This window comes from Paenibacillus gansuensis (genome assembly GCF_042684925.1).
Lineage (GTDB): Bacteria > Bacillota > Bacilli > Paenibacillales > DY6 > Paenibacillus_N > Paenibacillus_N gansuensis.
In genome coordinates, this window is record NZ_JBHUME010000002.1 from 24,652 (window position 1) to 41,851 (window position 17,200).

Consider the following 17,200-nt stretch of genomic DNA (forward strand, 5'->3'; position numbering starts at 1 on the left):
ATACAAACAAAAAAGGGAGCCACTTGGGCTCCCGAAACTTATCTTCTTATGAAGGCAAAGCCGCTAAAGGGCTTTGCGCCTTACGAAACGACCGGCAGTGCAACTACATTGCCCGGCAGCTCAACAGAAACTTCCTTCCGTTCTTGGGAAGATCGCAGCACGCCGTCAATGATCGCCTGCTGGATAACGATCTGTTCTCCCGGAATCGGAGCCGGACGCCCGTCGCGAACGGCTTCGGCGAAATCCCGCACCTTTTCGTAGAACAAATTCAGTTCGTGGTGGATCAGAGGAACTTCGGTAGATGTGTGTCCTCCGAACTCGTCGTGGAACATCGTCATGGAACCGACTTTGCCGTCCCAAACCCCGGACCACGGTCCGCTGCCGTAAGGAGTGACCTTCAGGCCTGCATCCGTACCCAGAAACATAGTCGACCCCAAAGTATCCATATGCATCGCCCAAGAAATCTTAAATTGCAGCACGACATCGTTCTCAAACCGCACCATAGCCGCTCCAAAGTCCTCCACTTCAAACCGGTCCGCTTCCGGATGATAGATCGGATTGCGCCCGAAGTGATTGGTGGTGAACGCCGAAACCGTCAACGGACGGGGATAACCCATAGCGTTCAACGCCATATCAAGAGAATAACATCCGATATCGGCCATGGCTCCGGCACCGGCCAGCTCCTTGGAGATGAACGTGCCCCCCGGCATACCGCGCCGTCTTCCGCCGCCTGTTTCCACATAGTATACGTGACCAAGGCGTCCGGACTGCACAATCTGCTGCAAGAGCTTCATATTTGGATCATACCTGGGCTGGAAACCGATCGACAGCATATTTCCTGTAGCCCTTGCCGCATCGGCCATCTCCAGTGCCTCTGCCAGCGTAACCGACATCGGCTTCTCCAGCAATACCTGCTTGCCAGCAAGAAGCGAATCTACTGAGGTGCGGTGATGAGATACGTTAGGAGTACAGATGCTGACGGCGTCCACATCCTGCTGCAGCAAAGCTTCATGCGATTCGTAAGCTGCGGCGGAGTCCAAACCCTGCCGTTCTATAAACTGCTGCGCACGCCCGGGAATTACGTCCGCTACAGCTGTCACTTCCACAAACGGCAGTTTGGCGTAAGCTGCGGCATGCTGTGCGGCAATCCCGCCGCTCCCGATAATACCAACCTTGATCGTCTTCATCAGGATCTCTCCTTAGGTACATGCCCGCCCGCAGAGTACGTGCGGCGATAAGCAGCGGGGGTCATGCCATATTTCTGTTTAAAAACAGGGAATAAATAGTTCGGATTCGCATACCCGTTATCGAGCGCGATTTCCTCAACGGGACGTTCGCCGTTCAACAGATCGGAACAGATCCGGGTGAGCCTGACCTGCTCCAGCCAGCCGCGGAACGTTGTCTGCCCTTCATTGCGGAAAATCCGTTGCAGCTGACGGGCACTGATGCCGACGTCCGCCGCAACTTCCTCAAGCGTCAATGGCCTTGCGGCATTATCTTCAATATATTGTTTAGCTCTCTTATAACGGTGTTCCGACATATCCCGTTCCGGGATGGCGCTCCCAGCTTCGATCGGGGAACAAGCCCTGGCTGAACGAAGCAGAATCTGTATGAAGGACTGTTTTAGCGAAGTGTAAAAACCAATGCGCTGATCCTCCCACACACGGTAGGCATCCAAAAAACAATCCATTGCATGGAAACGGTCAACCAGCGGCACCGCCGAAAGTGAATTCAACACTTGCATGCTCTCTTCCGCTTCCTGTACCTCGATCGTATGTCCCCAGTCACCTGAGGCACGCTGTTCCTCGCCTATCGGGACGATTTCACAATGAAGGCAAAGTTCATACATCGGTTCCTGCTCATCCGACCATTGCTGATGGAGTACGCCCGGACCGGTAACGTAGAACATCCCTTCATGTAAATCATACTCGCCGGCCTCCAAGTGGAGTTTCCCTTTTCCCTTAGGGATAAAATGAAACTCATACTCCGAATGCTGATGAAACGAAACGACCGATCCGGGCGGAAAATTGGTCAGATGACAGCGAAGTACCCGAATCCCGTAATTGCCCCAGCGGAATTGCAGATCCAGACGGTCCAGCGCATCCCATTTTGTTTCCATTCTTGCAAAAATAAACGCCGGCTGCTGCCGTTCCCTTTCCGCGTTGTCCGCCGTACGGGTTCCAGACATCGATGCCCCTCCCATCCTAAAAATCAGTTTCCCGGATTATTTCGCCAGCTCGCTAAGCTTTACCGTGCGGCGCTCCGAAGCCGACAGGTTGGATGCTTCCATTAAACTTGTCAGATCTGCTGCAATTTGCAGGTTTTCCTCCGCTTCGGTTCCCTGTTCAATATGGCTTACCCATTGGGTGAAGGATCTTGGCAGCCGGTCCCCGATCGCCACTTCTTCCCACTGTCCGCTCAACCGGTTGCTGCGCACTTTAATCGTTTCTTCAGGGAATCCGTAAAGGAGCGTTCCCTCCGTACCATGAATTTCGATGCTGAACGGGGAGTGGCTGTTAACAAAGCCGGCCTCCACGATACCAATGGCGCCATTCTCATAAGACAGAACGGAAACGGCGTTATCCTCTACTTCCTTGCCGGTCACGTACCCATAGTTTGCGGAGACAGCCTCCGGCAGTCCCAGGAACGTACGAACTAGATACATCGGGTGGCAGCCCAGGTCGATCAGGGCTCCGCCTGCGCATTGTTCCTTGGAGAAAAAGTGCTCCGGCAGCCAGCCGGCAACAGCACCGTTATGTGATAAACGGACACGCGCTAAAGTCAAGCGTCCCAAAACGCCGTCTTCCACCAGTTTGCGGATCGGCTGTGTATACGCGTCATAGAGCCTTGGCAAAGATACCGTCAGCTTTACGCCCGCCTTGCGGACCGCAGCATAAATTTCGTTCAATTCCTTCTGTGTAGGAGCTACTACTTTCTCTGTAAAAATGTGTTTTCCCGCCTCGGCCGCTTTCACCATGATATCCCGGTGAGTGTTTGTAGGCGCGTCGATAACGACAGCATCAATATCGCTGCGGCCCAGCAGCTCGTCGAGGGATTCGATGAACGGAACGCCGTACTTCTCCGCTTTTTCCCGGCCGCGCTGCGGAATTTCGTCCCAAATTGCCGCAACCTCCGTATGAGGATTATTGATAACATCCTCTGTATACTCATCTGCATGCACGTGCCAGTAACTGATCATTCCTACTTTTATCATCGAATCCCACTCCTCTAAATTACTTTAAATATACGACATGAGATAAAAATAGCACAACTCCCAAATAGAAATATATGAATTTAAATGTCGGCTATACTACAAATTTACGACATACAATAAGACGACATCCGCAGTAACAAAAATAACCCGCAAGACAGCCACTTTTCAAAAAAGTGTGCTCTTGCGGGTTATCATTTCGCCTGCTGATACTTATTCGAAAATAATCGATTAGATATGCATGGTCAAAACGTTCTTCAAAGCGTCCTTCGAATTGAAACCAACCACTTTGTCTACAGGTTGGCCGTCTTTAAAGACGATCAGCGTAGGAATGCTCATTACGCCGAAACGGGAAGCCGATTCCGGATTGTCATCGACATTCACTTTGGCGATCTTCACTTGCTCGCCGATCTCCTTGTCCAGCTCTTCCAGAACCGGGGCGATCATCTTGCAAGGTCCGCACCAAGGCGCCCAAAAATCAACCAATACCGTTCCTGAATTCTCCACTTCGCTACCGAAGGAGTTATCGGTTACATTAACAATTGCCATGAGAATTTCCTCCTTATGCTCAGGTAAACATCAAACTGCTCACCTGTAAAGTATACCATACCGCAACAAATTATGCGAAACGCCAAGTAAGTTTTCCCCAGCCAAGCCTTTACACTGCGAGCCCTGTTGGGTATACTTATCTATATTGACAATACCCGCTCTGTGTGGACCTTGAATCCCGGACAACATCTTATGTTGGACGCTTGCGACAGACGCTAGGAGGAACGACATATGAACAAGAGTTATGAAGCGAATGACCCGAGACTACATACGAACGAGGAACCGCGCGACGATCTATTCGATCTCATGTTCGGGTTTGGCGCTATGTTCGGCGGTATGTTTCTAATTGCGCTAATTGCTACGATTATTGCATTGTTCGTGAAATAAGAAAGCTGTATAGAAAGAAGCTTTCCCTCGGGAAAGCTTCTTTTTCATTATCTGTATAGTTCACCTTATCTCCGCTTGCGCTTGTTCTCGCCTTCCACCTTCACATAGTCAACGTAAGGACGAATCCGCTCCATCAACCGCCGCCCCTTGTTTTCCTCATTCCCGTCCTTCGTATAGCACAGGTGTTTCTCCAGTCCGTCAAAGTCATGGTTAGAGGTATAGAACGTCGGCTTGCGGCCCATCCGGTGGTTCAGGATCGAGGCCAGCACATGGTCGCGGAACCAGGCGTTCATGTTCTCCGCCCCAACGTCATCGAGAATAAGGAGGTCTGTGTTTTTCAGCAGCTCGATCGTCTCCAGCAGCCTTTTCTCATCCTGAAACATCCGCTTCGTATCTTCCACGAAATCCGGCATAAACACAAACACACCGGTGAACCCTTCCTTGGACAATTCTTGCAGGAGATAGGACATCAGATACGTCTTGCCCGTACCGAACGACCCCGAAAGGTAAAGCCCGTCAGCCTGCAGGCCATCCGCCTTCGTCTTGTTGACGTAATTGAATACAGCTTGTACAGCCCCTAACCTCATATTATCCATGGTCAAAATATCTTTGGCCGAATACGCCTGATCCAACACCCGCTCATCCATATTCAGGCAGCGGATCCGCTTGCGGACTTTCTCCTGGGCTTCATGGGCGATCAGCTTTTTGCAGGATACTTTATGGTCATTGATATAATCAATCCCGTTAATACGCTCAACGGTCAGCTTCGTATAGTGCCCCTCCATGTCATTCGGGCATTGATTCAGCCCCGGGCAGTTGGAGCAGCTGTTGTACTCCTTGGCGTACTGGTACAGACGGTTCATATTCAGCTTCAATGTCGTATCGTCCAGTTCGGGATGCTTCGCCCTGAATTTGATGACGGCCGTATCGCTTAACACCGCCATACTATTCATCTCCGCCTGTTCCAGCAAATGGCGGTTCGATTTATGCTTCAGCAGGTCTGCTAGTGATTCCATGCAGGTCCGCCTCCTTTTTCAGTTTACATCATGATCGTTATCTCTGGCCGTCCAAGCGCTCAGCCAGCTTCATTAATTCTTCCATGTCGACATCTTTCCAGCTTTGGTCGTCCGGATTGCTTTCCACTACTTTCAGGCTCGGTTTCTGTGCACGCTGCCGCTTCTTCCCGGAGTTAGGCTGCTCATCCACAGGCTTGCGCAAATGCTGGACTGCCTGTTCGAACGTCTCAATCTGGTTGCCCAGCATACTGGACGCAATGGCATCGATATATTTGCGCGTCCAGGACTTACGGGTATAGGAAATATAGTGGATCAGCACATTCACGACAGGGTCCGGCATCCGGTAAGTCTGATTCAGGATATGGAACGTATCTTCGATATACTTCGGCACGCTTCCAGGGAAAAATTTCTCAAGAAAGCTGGTATACGGAAGATTGCGGACGAACATATTATATTGATCCGGATTATCGCATTGCGAACGGACGATTTGCGGCACAGGCAGGTAGAACTCTTTGGCTACAAAATGCTCGTCAGGTACGATCCCGTCCGCCGACACGGGCACATCATCAGCCGCACTGTCCATTTTGCGAAGGCTGCGTTCGGTCTGTTCACTCATTTTTTTGCGTTGGCTGTAGATTTCAAAGCCTTTCTTCTGCAGCAGTTCCATCACAAGTTCCCCATCCTGGGTGAAGACGCCGTCCGTATCCAAAAGGTCTCTAATATCCGCCTTCGTCAGCTTGAACTTGTTGAAAATAAAATTCAGCGATTCCATCTGGCCGTGATCATACTTCAAGTTCTCGACAAACTTCGTATTCGCTGAGGTCGCGCGGGGGAAATGGAACATGATATCGGAATATTCCAATCTTTGCTGTTCCATAAAATCGTCCTTCTGCGCTTCTTCCCTGGCGGGAGACAGTTCGGCCAGCGCCTGCTCCAGCTCCGAATCAATCATGGAAGCATTCAGGCGGAACGGTTCAAAATCATAAAACGCTAACGACAGGTCTTCCGTATTAACCGTCCGGCCCGCAAACTCTTCCGGCTCCTGAGAGAAAAATTCCTCTTTGAGGGCGAGCACGGCGAATTTGCCCACTTTATCCCTTAGCAGCATCATGAGATGAGGAACCTTGAAGAAATCCCCGGGCGACAGAGGCCGCACCAGTTCAAATTCATATAAATACTCATCCGTCTCGACCACATATTTATGTTTTGTCTGAAGAAGCCCCATCGCTTCCAGCTTGGACGTCTGCTCGATGAGCATCTTCCGCCCCTGCTCGTTCGGCTCGACATTCAACAGCAGAAATAATCGGCGGAGCTGTTCCGCCTTGGAAAACCCAAGCTTGTCCGTTGTGATTTGCTGGTAAAGCAAATGATACAGACTGACTGCATAAGCGCCGACTACCGGCTGATAAACCAGGCTCAGCATCCGTGTATCAACAGGGCTTAAAGCAAAGTCCCGGTATATGTAATAACGGTGATTCTCCGTAAAATAGTGTAAATTCGTAATGCGCATTTCAAGCACCGCCATCTTCATCAAATCTGGTACCCTTTATTGTAGCATAAATGATAGAGCCGTTTTGTTAAAAATATTGGAGAATCGGAAAGGACCCGTTCTCCATACGAGACCGGGTCCTTCCCTATCAGTTCTATTTATCGCTGTCCATCAACTCAACGAGCTGGATCCACTCGTTGTACTCGGTACGGAGTTTCGCGTATTCATCCTGCAGTTTGGCGTGTTCCGACGTCAAATCCGAAAAATCGGACTGAAGCTTCTCCAGCGCTTCTTGCAGGCGCGAATCGGCTTCCTCGGAAACGTAACTTACTGCCGGCGCTTCCTGTGCTTCCTGGAGTGCCGCTGCGTACTCTTCCTTCTGGCGTTCCATTTCGCGCAGCGCATACTCCCAATCCGACTGGCGGCGTTGGAGCTCTACCAGCTCGGTGCGAAGACGGTTGCGCTCGGAATCCAGAGACTCGCGCTCGCTGCTTACCCTTTCATAAGCTGCGCTCGCCTGCAATCTGGCTTCGCGCAGCTCCGAAACTTCCGACTCCAGCTCAAGGTAAGCCGTCATCTGCTTCAAGTGTTCCGCTTCCAGGGCGGAAAGCGATTCCTGATGCTTCCGGCGCTCCGCTTCCAGGCGCGCCTCGTCAAGCGCGGCCTGTTCCTGCTGACGCTGCAAGGCGTTGTAGTTATCGCGAAGACCGTTGACTTCTTCTGCTAAGCCTTCCAGCGCAAGCTGCTGCTCCAGGTATTGTTCTTCCAGTTCAGCGTAGTCACGCCGCAGCTTTTCGTAAGAGCGGCTCGCATCGGACTGGCTTGCCGACAGTTTGTCCCGCTCTTCCGCAGCCGCTTCGCGCTCCGCTTCCAGCTGCTTGGAGCGCTGGCTGACCGCTTCCAACTCGCGCTGCAGCTTCTGATTGGCCGCTTCGAGGCTGCCTGCCTCGCTGCGAAGCTGTTCCTGCTCCGCCCGTCTGCTGTCCAGCTCGACTTGCAGCTGTTCCAGCGATTCGCGCAAATGCGTCAGTTCCGCATCCGCTGAACCTTTGGAAGCAAGGTGCTGCTTCAGTTGACTTTGCAAGGCCGCGTTCGTCTCTTGCCGTTCGCGCAGTTCGTCAAGCAGCGAAGACTGTTTGGAGCTTAGATCTTTGACCTGCGTTTCCAGCGCGGCAAATGCGTCCTGCAGCTTGCTCCGCTCCGCCTCGGCTTCGGCCTTCGCTTTGCGCAGCTGCTCCAGCTGCGAAGCTAACCCGGCCTGCTCGCCGGAACGCTTCTTGCTCTCTTCCTGCAAAGCCGCATACGCGCTTTGCAGCTTCTCCCGCTCCGCATCGGCGTCTGCCTTCGCTTTGCGCAGCTGTTCCAGCTGCGAAGCTAACCCGGCCTGCTCGCCGGAACGCTTCTTGCTCTCTTCCTGCAAAGCCGCATACGCGCTTTGCAGTTTCTCCCGCTCCGCGTCGGCTTCCGCCTTCGCTTTGCGCAGCTGCTCCAGCTCCGCGGCAAGCTTGCCCGCGCGGCTTCGCTGCTCGTCGCGCTCCCGGTTCACCTGCGCGAAGGAAGCCTGCAGGCGGTCCCGTTCGGTCACGGCAGCGGCATGGCTGTCTCTGAGCTTTGCCAATTCGACTGTCTGCGCCGCTTTCTGCTTCCCAAATTCGGAAGCCAAAAGTTCTTTCTGCTTACCGAACTCGGCTGTTTGCTCCTGCTTTATTTTCGCAAGCTCCGCTGTTTGCTCTTCCTTCACCTTCGCAAGCTCAACAGTCCGCTCTTCTTGCAGCCTCGCCAGCTCAGCGGTATGCCCATCTCTCAGCTTTGCAAGCTCAGCATTGAAGCTTTCCTTCTGCTTCGCAAGTTCCGCGGTATGGGCGTCTCTCAGCCTCGCAGTCTCCGTTCCTTGGAGCTCCCTCAGCTTGCCAACCTCCGCAGCTTGGACTTCCCTCAGCTTCTCCAGCTTCGCAACTTCGGCAGCATGGGCTTCTTTCAGCCTGGCAACCTCCGCCGTACTGTTCTGCTTCAGCTTCTCCAGCTCAGCTGCCGCCGCATCGCGTCCTGACGCCAGGGAATCGCGTTCGGAAGCCAGCTTTGACCGCTCCTCCTGCAGGATCATACATTCTTCAGCCAGCTTGCCATGTTCTTCCTGCAGCCTGCCGTAATCTTCATGCAGCGCCGCTTCCTGCTCCAGCAGCTGAATCATCTTCTGATTCTCTTCTTTGATTTTTATAAATTCATCCGCCATGTTCACTGCGGCCAATACTGCAATTCTAGGAGTATCCAACCGCGGGAAACCTTGAGCGATTTTGTGCATATGGTCATCGACATGCGCCGCGACAAGTTTCATGTAGCCTGAGCTGGAACTGCCTTTTAGCTTGTACTGGGTACCGTATATATCAACCGTTACGCTTGCCCGATCTTCAGATTTCACAGCGCAGCCTCCTTACATTTCTAGAAAAATAAAAGGTTCATCGCACCAGCGATCCTCTTCGCTCTTGATTTCGATGCGATGAACCCTATTTCCTGCCTACTTTCTCAATTCAGCACCGAAAGATTCTTCCAGAGCGGCTACCACCCGTGCGTGAACTTCGCTGACTTCCTCATCCGTCAGCGTGCGGTCCGCATGGCGGTATACCAAAGCCAGGGCGACGCTCTTCTTACCTGCGCCGAGACGCTCACCCGTGAAGATGTCAAACACCTGTACGGATTCCAGCAGCTCCCCTGCCGTTTCGCGGACTTTATCCGTAAGCAAGCCTACTTGAACGGCACTGTCGACTACAACCGCGATATCGCGCCCCATGGACGGATAACGAGGAAGGCCTTTATATTCGGTTTTGCCGCGGGCAGCTTCGTACAGCAGATCCAGCGATACCTCCAGCACATACGTATCGGCAAGGTCATGCTCCTTCTGCAGCTCAGGGTGCAGCTGGCCGATGTAACCCAGCAGGCTGCGTCCGCTTACGGTTTCGGCTTCGATGGCAGCCGTACGGCCCGGATGATACCCTGCGGGCTGAGCGGCGGTGAATGTCAGCCCTTCCACTCCCAAGGCTTCCGCCGTTTTCTCGAAAACGCCTTTCAGGTCATAGAAATCAACAGCTTCCGCTTTGCTGTTCCACTGCACCGAACGGCGTTTCCCCGTCCACAGCATAGCCAAGGTGTGCTTTTCCTGCGGAAGGCGGGTCAGCTTTTCTTCATCGGTGACATAGACGCTGCCTATTTCAAATACAGCTACATCCTCCGTTTTCCGGTTGCGGTTGTAACTGGCTACATCCAGTAAATGCGGCACAAGGCTTGTGCGCAGTGTGCTGCGTTCTTCGCTCATCGGCAAAGCGAGCGTAATGCGCTTGCTGTCGGCATACAGGCCCGGGAAGCGGTCCGCACGGAACGGGGAGCCGAATGAGTAGCTCATCACTTCATGCAATCCGGAAGTTGTCAAAAGCTCGCGGAGCGTTCTGCGCACCTTTTGCTTCGGCGTCAGCGATCCCGGCGTCGTTACGCCGTTCATCAGCGTAGTCGGAATGTTCGTGTATCCATAAAGCCGTGCGACCTCTTCAATCAGATCCACCTCGCGGGTAATGTCTCCGCGGCGGCTTGGGACGTGAACGGTGAAAGTCCACTTCTCCTGTTCTTCATATTCAAAATGCAGACGGGTCAAAATCGCCTTCACTTCCAGCGATGACAATTCCGTGCCCAAGTAATCATTGATTTTTTGCAGGGTAATCGTAATTTGTACAGGTTCTGCCGCACCATTCTTCTTCTCTACGATTCCTTCGGCAACCAAACCGCCGGCATAAGAAGCCATAAGCGATGCGGCACGGTTGAGCGCAGGAATCACCGCTTGCGGGTCCACTTCCTTCTCAAACCGAAGGCTGGCTTCAGACCGCAGTCCAAGCTGGCGGGATGTTTTGCGGACAGAACCGCCCGCGAACTTCGCGGATTCCAGCAGAATCCGGGTCGTACCTTCCGTTACCTCGGAATCCAAGCCGCCCATAACGCCTGCCAGAGCGACCGGCTGCACGCCGTCCGTAATAAGCAGCATATGCGGTTCAAGCGTACGCTCAACGCCGTCCAAAGTGGTCAGCTTCTCGCCGGCCTTCGCCAGCCGTACATCGATATGCCCGTTGTTCAGTTTATCCGCATCGAACGCATGCAGAGGCTGTCCGTACTCCAGCATCACGAAGTTCGTGATATCGACCACGTTATTGATCGGGCGCACGCCTGCCGCCATCAAACGGTTCTGCATCCACAAAGGGGACGGGCCGATCTTCACGTTCTCAATCAGGCGGGCTGCATAATGGCTGCATTGCTCCGCTGCGCTGATCTCCACACTGATGCGCTCGGCAGCCTTCACGCTGGAGTGCATGATGCCTTGTTCGCTGTCAGGAAGCTTAACTTCGCGTCCGATGATAGCAGCAATCTCGTAAGCCGCGCCGAGCATGCTCAAAGCATCGGAACGATTCGGCGTCAGATCCAGCTCCATCACTTCGTCGTTAATGCCGAGCACTTTCAAAATATCTTCGCCGACCGGCGTATTCTCAGGAAGCACCAAAATGCCTTCCTGAATCTCTTTCGGCAGCAGCTTGTCGTTCAAGCCCAATTCCTTGGCGGAACAGATCATGCCCTGGGACTCTACGCCGCGCAGTTTCGCTTTTTTAATTTTGAAATCACCGGGCAATACCGCGCCTACCACGGCAACGGGTACTTTTTGCCCTGTATCTACATTTTTCGCACCGCATACGATTTGTAGGTCCGTACCTTGGCCCACATCCAGCGTACAAACGCTCAGTTTATCCGCATCGGGGTGCTTCTCCCGGGTTTTTACATAGCCTACGACGACGCCGTTCACGCCTTTGTTCCGGCTTTCTACGACATCGACTTCGATCCCGCTGCGAGTCAGCTTCTCTGCTAGTTCCGATGCGGTAAACTCGCTAACGTCCACGTACTGGGACAGCCATTGATATGATACTTTCACAAGGTCACTTCCTCTTCTATGTGTTAAGCCGTTTATTTACGGGCAAATTGCTTAAGGAATCTCAAATCGTTCGTGTAAAAATGACGGATATCGTCCACACCGTACTTCAGCATCGCGATGCGCTCCACGCCCATACCGAAAGCAAACCCGCTGTACTCTTTCGGATCGTAGCCGCCCTTCTCCAGTACGTTCGGGTGAACCATGCCTCCGCCCAAAATCTCGAGCCAGCCCGTTTGCTTGCATACCCGGCAGCCTTCTCCGCCGCATTGTACGCAGGTAACGTCAATCTCCGTGCTCGGTTCCGTAAACGGGAAGAAGCTCGGACGAAGGCGCAGCTGTGTCTGTTTGCCGAACATTTCCTGCACGAACTGCAGCAGTGTGCCTTTCAGGTCGCTCATCCGGATGTTGCGGTCGATGACCAGGCCTTCAATCTGGTGGAATTGGAACGAGTGTGTAGCGTCATCGTCATCCCGGCGGAATACACGTCCGGGACAGATCACTTTAACGGGGACCTCGCCTTTGCGGGACTCCATCGTACGGATCTGCACAGGCGAAGTCTGCGTGCGCATCAAAATGTCTTCCGTAATATAGAACGAATCCTGCATATCGCGCGCTGGGTGGTCTTTCGGCAGATTCAGCGCTTCGAAGTTATAGTAGTCGGACTCCACCTCAGGCCCTTCCGCTACGGTATACCCCATGCCGATAAAAATATCTTCGATATCCTGAATGACCTTGTTCAGCGGGTGCATCGCGCCTTGCGCGTAAGGGCGACCAGGCAGCGTCACGTCGATCGTTTCGGCTTTCAGCCTGTTCTCGGTTTCAGCCTGCTCGTAAGCCGCCTGTTTCGCATTGATAACTTCCTCAATGGCTCCGCGCACTTCATTGGCCACTTGTCCGATCACCGGACGCTCTTCCGCGCTTAACGCTCCCATGCCGCGCAGGATTTCCGTTAACGGGCCTTTTTTGCCCAAATATTTGATTCTCAGCTCATTCAGTTCCTGCTGGCTTGCCACCTGCTGCAGCTCCTGCAGCGCTTCGGCCTTCAACGCCTCTAACCGGTCTTTCATTCAGATGCCCTCCATTATGGTTCGTCTCTACCTCTTGTAAAACAAAAAAAGCCCTTCATCCGAAAGGGACGAAGCAGCCGTGGTACCACCCTAATTAGAACAGCGCCGGACACCCGGAACAGCCAGTTCTCACTTTGCCGGATAACGGACCGGTAGGCCGGAACTTTCTACTTGCCGGAGTTGCCTCCGGTTTCAAAAGCCTGCTCAGGAGCGAACTTCGGCAGCCTGTTTCTGTAGAGACGCTCTCAATCTCCGGCGTCCCCTCCCTGTAAAGAGGCACTGCTTACTCTTCTCCGTCCACGCATGTTAGGTATGCAATAATTATGTTTCATTATATGTAAAAAAGCGCGCCATTGCAAGCCGGATGGGCTTCGGCCGGTATGCAGCTTCATTTATCGGTAAAATGTGTATGAATGGTTATATCCTATTTTTGTGTACAAGGAGGCTTTCCTCATGAAAGGAAGAACGGTTTATTTGCTGATTGCGTGGCTGGAGGGCGCGGCTATGGTACTTTATATGGCATTGTTGACGATGAAATACGGCACTGACGGAGCCCGGCTAACCCGGGAGCAGCCCGCCGAACTGGCATTCTATCTGTTTGCGGCCGGTGTGCTGGCGGTGCTCGGTTTATTTATGCTGGAGCTCGTGAAAAGACATTACATGTATGCTGAGGAGTGGGAATAAGATCCGCTGTTCTGCTGCAGAAACTTTATTGATCATGCCGGTTCCGCAGGGGGCCGGCTTTTTTGTTGTTTTTTTCTTCCGCCGTCATCCCCTGTGATCCATATTCCGAATTCCTTCGTTTCAAGGATTGAGAAGGAAACACAATAACCTTGAATGAATTTAACCGCAAGGCGAATACGCATGAAAAGCGGCTGGTGGTTTACACGGAATTAAGTGAATCTCATTGAACGAGAGCAGGCCCCCGGAATGATACCCGGGGACCTGCTGATTGTCATTAACCTATCGCTTAATCGCGGTAATTGCGTGACCAGTTATCGTACTCGCGCTCCGCGTCGTCTTTGGAGTGTCCGTAATGCTCTTGCAGCTTTCCGACCAACTTATCTTTCTCGCCGCCGATGACATCGAGCTCGTCGTCCGTAAGCTTGCCCCACTGTTTCTTCGCTTCACCCTTCAGCTGGTTCCATTTGCCTTTCAGCACGTTGTTATCCATGATCCATCTCTCCTTCGGAATGAAAGTTATAGAAACCTGTACAACGTATCTTTAACCTTCTTTCCGCCGGATGAATCGGTCCGGGGTATCGACAGAAGCAGGTTCCAGTGCGGAACGTCCGACTACATCAGGTGCATGGACGACGCCATCCGTAAGTCGATCCGGGTTGTCATCCGTAAACCTCGGCTCTTCCTCCGTCCATTTCCCCATGACGGCGTCGGCGGCCCGGTGCCCCGAGATAACTGCGCCTTCCATCGTCGTGAACATCGGCTGTTTCGTATAATCGCCGGCAAGATAAAGGCCGGGAATCACCGTCTTCTGCGTCGGCCGCCGCCAGGCATGTCCCGGCTCCACTGTGTGAAAATGATCCTTCATCCGAATGACCATGTAATCCAACAGATGGTCCTTCATTTTCAGCCCGATCCGCTCGGCGTCCTGCAGGAAAACTGCAAACACCTCTTCATCACTCATGTTGATGAAACGCTCCGGGGGCGTCAGGATATACGACTGGCGGCCGGGCACATGGCGGAACGTTGTCCTCGACTGCTCTCCGAAACTGCCGATGCAGGTTCCGGGGGCAAACGTAGTACGGTCCATCTCCATCATCGGTACGCTGGTTTCTACCTGGACCGTAACATCCGACATGGTTGGCATGTTCAGAAACGGCTCGAACCAGTTATGTCCGGAAAACTTCTGGGCAAGCAGCAGCTTAGAACTCGCGATATTCGAGGCAAGGACTACATGGTCCGCATCCAATTGCTCATCCCCGACTTTCACGCCGCTTACCGTGTTTCCGTCCGAGATCAGCTCCGTTACTCTGCTCAGCGTTCTAACAGATCCGCCCCGCGCCACGACGCCCTGCATCAACGGGTGCGCCATCACATCCGTCATGCCCCCGTTAAAAGCACCGATTTTCATCTTATAGAACCCGCTGACCCCCGGTCCGAGCGTACTGAAAAACACGAGGGCGGAATATCGCTCCGGCGGAAGAAACAGGATACCTGTAGTTAGGGGAACGAGAATATGCCGGAGCGCCTCATGCTTCACTCCGTGCAGTTCTGCATATTCAGTTACGCTGTAACGGTCCAGTTCCTCGGGGTTGGACACATAGTCCTTCATTCCAGCCGTAAGGAACGGGATCAGTGACATCTTCTCCGATGGGGAAAGGAAATCGTTGTTTCCCATGAGACTGGCAATCATTTTGATGGGATTCCGCACGGGAGCCAGCCCGAATTCGGCGCTTTCCTCTTCATCCGGCATAAGAATCTCCATGGAAGTTTCCCAAGTAAGCATCTCGTCAACATTGATACCGGCTCGCTTCAGCAGCTTAGGAAGCTCACTGTAATACCCGATGTATTTATGAAATCCGGACTCGACTTCCATCCCGTTCTCATTCCAGTTGGAAGTCCGTCCACCTGCCACCAGTCCAGCTTCTAATACCGTAACTTCGTATCCTTCATCGCACAGGTCCATGGCGCAGGTAAGACCCGCCAGGCCGGCACCAATAATGATTACTTTTTGGGGCATGCTCATCCACACCTTTCCTCATGTTCTGCAATAGGAGAAATTACCCTCCCCGCACACGGCAGAAACACAGGAAAGTCGTCATAAGCTAATCCCAGTAATCCACTTTAGGCACTTCGTACGCTGCAGCCAGCTTCCCGGCCACCGAATCGTACGCTTCCGATATCCTTACTTCCTCACCATTCTGCAGCCTCAGCAACGTACCTTCCGCCTCCTCGCTAAAGTAGAGGATTTTCTCCGGCCGAATGGAAATTTTGCTGTCTCCGGACTGTTCAAACTCCACAAAAGTCAACGTATTCAAGGCAACCTCCCGTTATCTGCGCTGTGCTGAATTCCTTAGACAATCTGAATGCCCCGCTTCAAGGCCTTTACGTCTTTATTGCTGTTAGTCAGGGCAGGAAGCATCTTCTCGCTGCTGACCATGCTGGCATGGCACTGATGGCAGGTAGGAACCGTGTCGAAAGCAAAATTGTCCCGCATCCAACCCGAACAACCCTCCGTTACGCAGCTCCAAATTTTCGTATTCTCGTGCACCAGGTCTTCTAACGGTATTCTTTTGTTATACATGGAAATCCCTCCGCTTTCTATCCTTAGTATGGAAAAAGAAAACTGTTCTTAACACAGGTTAAGAACAGTTCTTGGACAATCCCTGCGATTTCAGCAAATAAAAAAATCACATATGGAAAAGGTACCATGTACGAATGACAACCTTTTCCATATGTGACTTTGATCATGGATTGTTTGTTATTCCTTTATCATACCATGCCCCTGCATGGATAGCAAACGCCGATGAACATACTGCTATTATATTCAGCCGGCGTGCTGAACATGCCGATCTTGTTTTCAAAGCAAGGAATTTAGAAAAGATGATGTCGAAATGCATCATCCTTGAAGATAGGAAAAGCCGCCCATCCTAACGCAAGGGCGGCTTTTCGTAATAAACTTAGCTGGTAACCAGAACGATGCTTCCGAGTTTGTCCAACTGCAGTTCTCTTTCATAAGTTGTTCCGCTGACAGCGCATGACCAGCGCCCGGCGGGCAGTTGCACCACAGCGCCGCTGTCGGCATTGTGGTTCATCACGGCAAGGAACACTTTGCCGTCTTTCCCTGTCCGGCGGACGATTTCCACACCTTCCGGCGATGGCAGCGTGGAAGCCCCAGCTTCTGCGAAGATCTCCGCGTACAGCTTCTCGAGCATTCCCGCTTCTACTGCGGAGCCAATGTAATACACCGTTCCTTTGCCGGTACGGTTGCGGGTAATCGCAGCAGTTCCATCGTAGAACGTATCTTTGTAAACAGCCAGAACTTCCGCAGTAGTCGGCGTAATCAGATCGCACCATAGCTTCGCAGCCGATTCAACGCCCTCTATGGCGCCCGAAACGCCCACCACTGTATTTTGCTGTACTGACTGCAGCGATTCGTATTCGTGGATCTCAATGCCGGCCATCTCCCGGAAACGGCCCGGCAGAGTAGTATCGACCACTACGTTGGACGGCTCCTTCACCCCGGTACGGTAAGTGAATACGACGGTACCTCCCGCCTCGGCATACTTCTTCAGCTCTTCGTTAAATTCCGGATTCGTCAGGAAGTAGATGGGCACAATGACCACTTTGTATCCTTCCAGCGAATCGCCCGGCGATACAATATTCGTAGCCGCGTTCAAGCTGTGCGCCGCGGAATAGAAGCGCAGAAACTCCTTCTTATGCGTCAAGGCGTCGCTGTGCGGCTGAATGTTCCAGGCCCAGGCGTTTTCCACGTCGTAGTACACCGCTACTTCCGCTTTGTATTCCGCTTCGATCCACTCGTCGCCAAACGCATTCATC

16 protein-coding genes are annotated in these 17,200 nt (G+C 52.7%); 2 read left to right on the plus strand and 14 right to left on the minus strand.

Going from position 1 to position 17,200, the window contains the following annotated elements; translation table 11 throughout:
* Nucleotides 1–80 precede the first annotated feature (80 nt).
* The 4 genes from ACFSUF_RS00325 to trxA all read right to left on the minus strand — a co-directional run bounded on the left by ACFSUF_RS00325 (nucleotide 81) and on the right by trxA (nucleotide 3,760).
* Nucleotides 81–1,187 carry a Gfo/Idh/MocA family protein gene (locus tag ACFSUF_RS00325; RefSeq protein ID WP_377598990.1) on the minus strand — a complete coding sequence of 369 codons (1,107 nt, stop codon included), beginning with the start codon at nucleotides 1,185–1,187 and terminating at the stop codon, nucleotides 81–83.
* Nucleotides 1,187–2,188, minus strand: a complete 1,002-nt coding sequence (locus ACFSUF_RS00330) for an AraC family transcriptional regulator (protein WP_377598992.1) — start codon at nucleotides 2,186–2,188, stop codon at nucleotides 1,187–1,189. The genes ACFSUF_RS00325 and ACFSUF_RS00330 overlap by 1 nt, the downstream gene beginning before the upstream one ends.
* Before the next feature lie 36 nt (nucleotides 2,189–2,224).
* Nucleotides 2,225–3,214 carry a Gfo/Idh/MocA family protein gene (locus ACFSUF_RS00335; RefSeq protein ID WP_377598994.1) on the minus strand — a complete coding sequence of 330 codons (990 nt, stop codon included), beginning with the start codon at nucleotides 3,212–3,214 and terminating at the stop codon, nucleotides 2,225–2,227.
* Between the two features lie 228 nt (nucleotides 3,215–3,442).
* Nucleotides 3,443–3,760 carry a thioredoxin gene (trxA, locus tag ACFSUF_RS00340; RefSeq protein ID WP_377598996.1) on the minus strand — a complete coding sequence of 106 codons (318 nt, stop codon included), beginning with the start codon at nucleotides 3,758–3,760 and terminating at the stop codon, nucleotides 3,443–3,445.
* 231 nt (nucleotides 3,761–3,991) lie between these two features.
* Between trxA and ACFSUF_RS00345 the strand changes: the two genes are divergently transcribed.
* A complete protein-coding gene (locus ACFSUF_RS00345; RefSeq protein ID WP_377598998.1) occupies nucleotides 3,992–4,147 on the plus strand; it encodes a YqzM family protein in 156 nt (51 codons plus the stop codon).
* 65 nt (nucleotides 4,148–4,212) lie between these two features.
* Here ACFSUF_RS00345 and dnaI read toward each other — a convergent pair whose 3' ends face one another.
* The 5 genes from dnaI to pheS all read right to left on the minus strand — a co-directional run bounded on the left by dnaI (nucleotide 4,213) and on the right by pheS (nucleotide 12,679).
* Nucleotides 4,213–5,163 carry a primosomal protein DnaI gene (gene dnaI / locus ACFSUF_RS00350; protein WP_377599000.1) on the minus strand — a complete coding sequence of 317 codons (951 nt, stop codon included), beginning with the start codon at nucleotides 5,161–5,163 and terminating at the stop codon, nucleotides 4,213–4,215.
* 37 nt (nucleotides 5,164–5,200) lie between these two features.
* Nucleotides 5,201–6,694: a DnaD domain protein gene (locus ACFSUF_RS00355; protein WP_377600185.1), complete on the minus strand. Its 1,494-nt coding sequence runs from the start codon at nucleotides 6,692–6,694 to the stop codon at nucleotides 5,201–5,203.
* A 112-nt stretch (nucleotides 6,695–6,806) separates the two neighbouring features.
* Nucleotides 6,807–9,071 (minus strand): cell division protein ZapA, encoded by a 2,265-nt coding sequence (zapA, locus tag ACFSUF_RS00360; protein WP_377599001.1) that lies wholly within the window; start codon nucleotides 9,069–9,071, stop codon nucleotides 6,807–6,809.
* Nucleotides 9,072–9,167: 96 nt separating this feature from the next.
* The gene (pheT, locus tag ACFSUF_RS00365) at nucleotides 9,168–11,612 is read right to left on the minus strand and encodes a phenylalanine--tRNA ligase subunit beta (protein ID WP_377599003.1); all 2,445 of its coding nucleotides are present in this window, start codon (nucleotides 11,610–11,612) and stop codon (nucleotides 9,168–9,170) included.
* Between the two features lie 32 nt (nucleotides 11,613–11,644).
* Nucleotides 11,645–12,679, minus strand: coding sequence for a phenylalanine--tRNA ligase subunit alpha (gene pheS, locus ACFSUF_RS00370; RefSeq protein ID WP_377599005.1), 1,035 nt, complete (start codon nucleotides 12,677–12,679; stop codon nucleotides 11,645–11,647).
* A 453-nt stretch (nucleotides 12,680–13,132) separates the two neighbouring features.
* Between pheS and ACFSUF_RS00375 the strand changes: the two genes are divergently transcribed.
* A complete protein-coding gene (locus tag ACFSUF_RS00375) occupies nucleotides 13,133–13,363 on the plus strand; it encodes a hypothetical protein (RefSeq protein ID WP_377599006.1) in 231 nt (76 codons plus the stop codon).
* Nucleotides 13,364–13,649: 286 nt separating this feature from the next.
* Here ACFSUF_RS00375 and ACFSUF_RS00380 read toward each other — a convergent pair whose 3' ends face one another.
* From ACFSUF_RS00380 to ACFSUF_RS25280, 5 genes are all read right to left on the minus strand, one after another.
* On the minus strand, nucleotides 13,650–13,853 hold the full coding sequence (locus ACFSUF_RS00380) for a CsbD family protein (protein WP_377599008.1): 204 nt from the start codon (nucleotides 13,851–13,853) through the stop codon (nucleotides 13,650–13,652).
* Between the two features lie 51 nt (nucleotides 13,854–13,904).
* A complete protein-coding gene (locus ACFSUF_RS00385; RefSeq protein WP_377599010.1) occupies nucleotides 13,905–15,380 on the minus strand; it encodes a hydroxysqualene dehydroxylase in 1,476 nt (491 codons plus the stop codon).
* 85 nt (nucleotides 15,381–15,465) lie between these two features.
* On the minus strand, nucleotides 15,466–15,678 hold the full coding sequence (locus ACFSUF_RS00390) for a hypothetical protein (protein WP_377599011.1): 213 nt from the start codon (nucleotides 15,676–15,678) through the stop codon (nucleotides 15,466–15,468).
* A gap of 35 nt (nucleotides 15,679–15,713) precedes the next feature.
* Complete coding sequence (locus ACFSUF_RS00395) at nucleotides 15,714–15,944, minus strand: cold-shock protein (protein ID WP_377599013.1); 231 nt, start codon at nucleotides 15,942–15,944, stop codon at nucleotides 15,714–15,716.
* Between the two features lie 376 nt (nucleotides 15,945–16,320).
* The gene (locus ACFSUF_RS25280) at nucleotides 16,321–17,199 is read right to left on the minus strand and encodes a beta-galactosidase (protein WP_449290214.1); all 879 of its coding nucleotides are present in this window, start codon (nucleotides 17,197–17,199) and stop codon (nucleotides 16,321–16,323) included.
* Nucleotide 17,200: the final 1 nt, after the last annotated feature.

What these genes read in the sequence shown, in the direction of transcription:
- ACFSUF_RS00330 (WP_377598992.1), bottom strand. Translation starts at nt 2,188, where the DNA reads ATGTCTGGAACCCGTACGGCGGACAACGCGGAAAGGGAACGGCAGCAG.
- ACFSUF_RS00380 (WP_377599008.1), bottom strand. Translation starts at nt 13,853, where the DNA reads ATGGATAACAACGTGCTGAAAGGCAAATGGAACCAGCTGAAGGGTGAA.
- ACFSUF_RS00325 (WP_377598990.1), bottom strand. Translation starts at nt 1,187, where the DNA reads ATGAAGACGATCAAGGTTGGTATTATCGGGAGCGGCGGGATTGCCGCA.
- dnaI (WP_377599000.1), bottom strand. Translation starts at nt 5,163, where the DNA reads ATGGAATCACTAGCAGACCTGCTGAAGCATAAATCGAACCGCCATTTG.
- pheS (WP_377599005.1), bottom strand. Translation starts at nt 12,679, where the DNA reads ATGAAAGACCGGTTAGAGGCGTTGAAGGCCGAAGCGCTGCAGGAGCTG.
- ACFSUF_RS25280 (WP_449290214.1), bottom strand. Translation starts at nt 17,199, where the DNA reads ATGAATGCGTTTGGCGACGAGTGGATCGAAGCGGAATACAAAGCGGAA.
- trxA (WP_377598996.1), bottom strand. Translation starts at nt 3,760, where the DNA reads ATGGCAATTGTTAATGTAACCGATAACTCCTTCGGTAGCGAAGTGGAG.
- ACFSUF_RS00385 (WP_377599010.1), bottom strand. Translation starts at nt 15,380, where the DNA reads ATGCCCCAAAAAGTAATCATTATTGGTGCCGGCCTGGCGGGTCTTACC.
- ACFSUF_RS00345 (WP_377598998.1), top strand. Translation starts at nt 3,992, where the DNA reads ATGAACAAGAGTTATGAAGCGAATGACCCGAGACTACATACGAACGAG.
- ACFSUF_RS00335 (WP_377598994.1), bottom strand. Translation starts at nt 3,214, where the DNA reads ATGATAAAAGTAGGAATGATCAGTTACTGGCACGTGCATGCAGATGAG.
- ACFSUF_RS00355 (WP_377600185.1), bottom strand. Translation starts at nt 6,694, where the DNA reads ATGAAGATGGCGGTGCTTGAAATGCGCATTACGAATTTACACTATTTT.
- ACFSUF_RS00375 (WP_377599006.1), top strand. Translation starts at nt 13,133, where the DNA reads ATGAAAGGAAGAACGGTTTATTTGCTGATTGCGTGGCTGGAGGGCGCG.
- ACFSUF_RS00395 (WP_377599013.1), bottom strand. Translation starts at nt 15,944, where the DNA reads ATGTATAACAAAAGAATACCGTTAGAAGACCTGGTGCACGAGAATACG.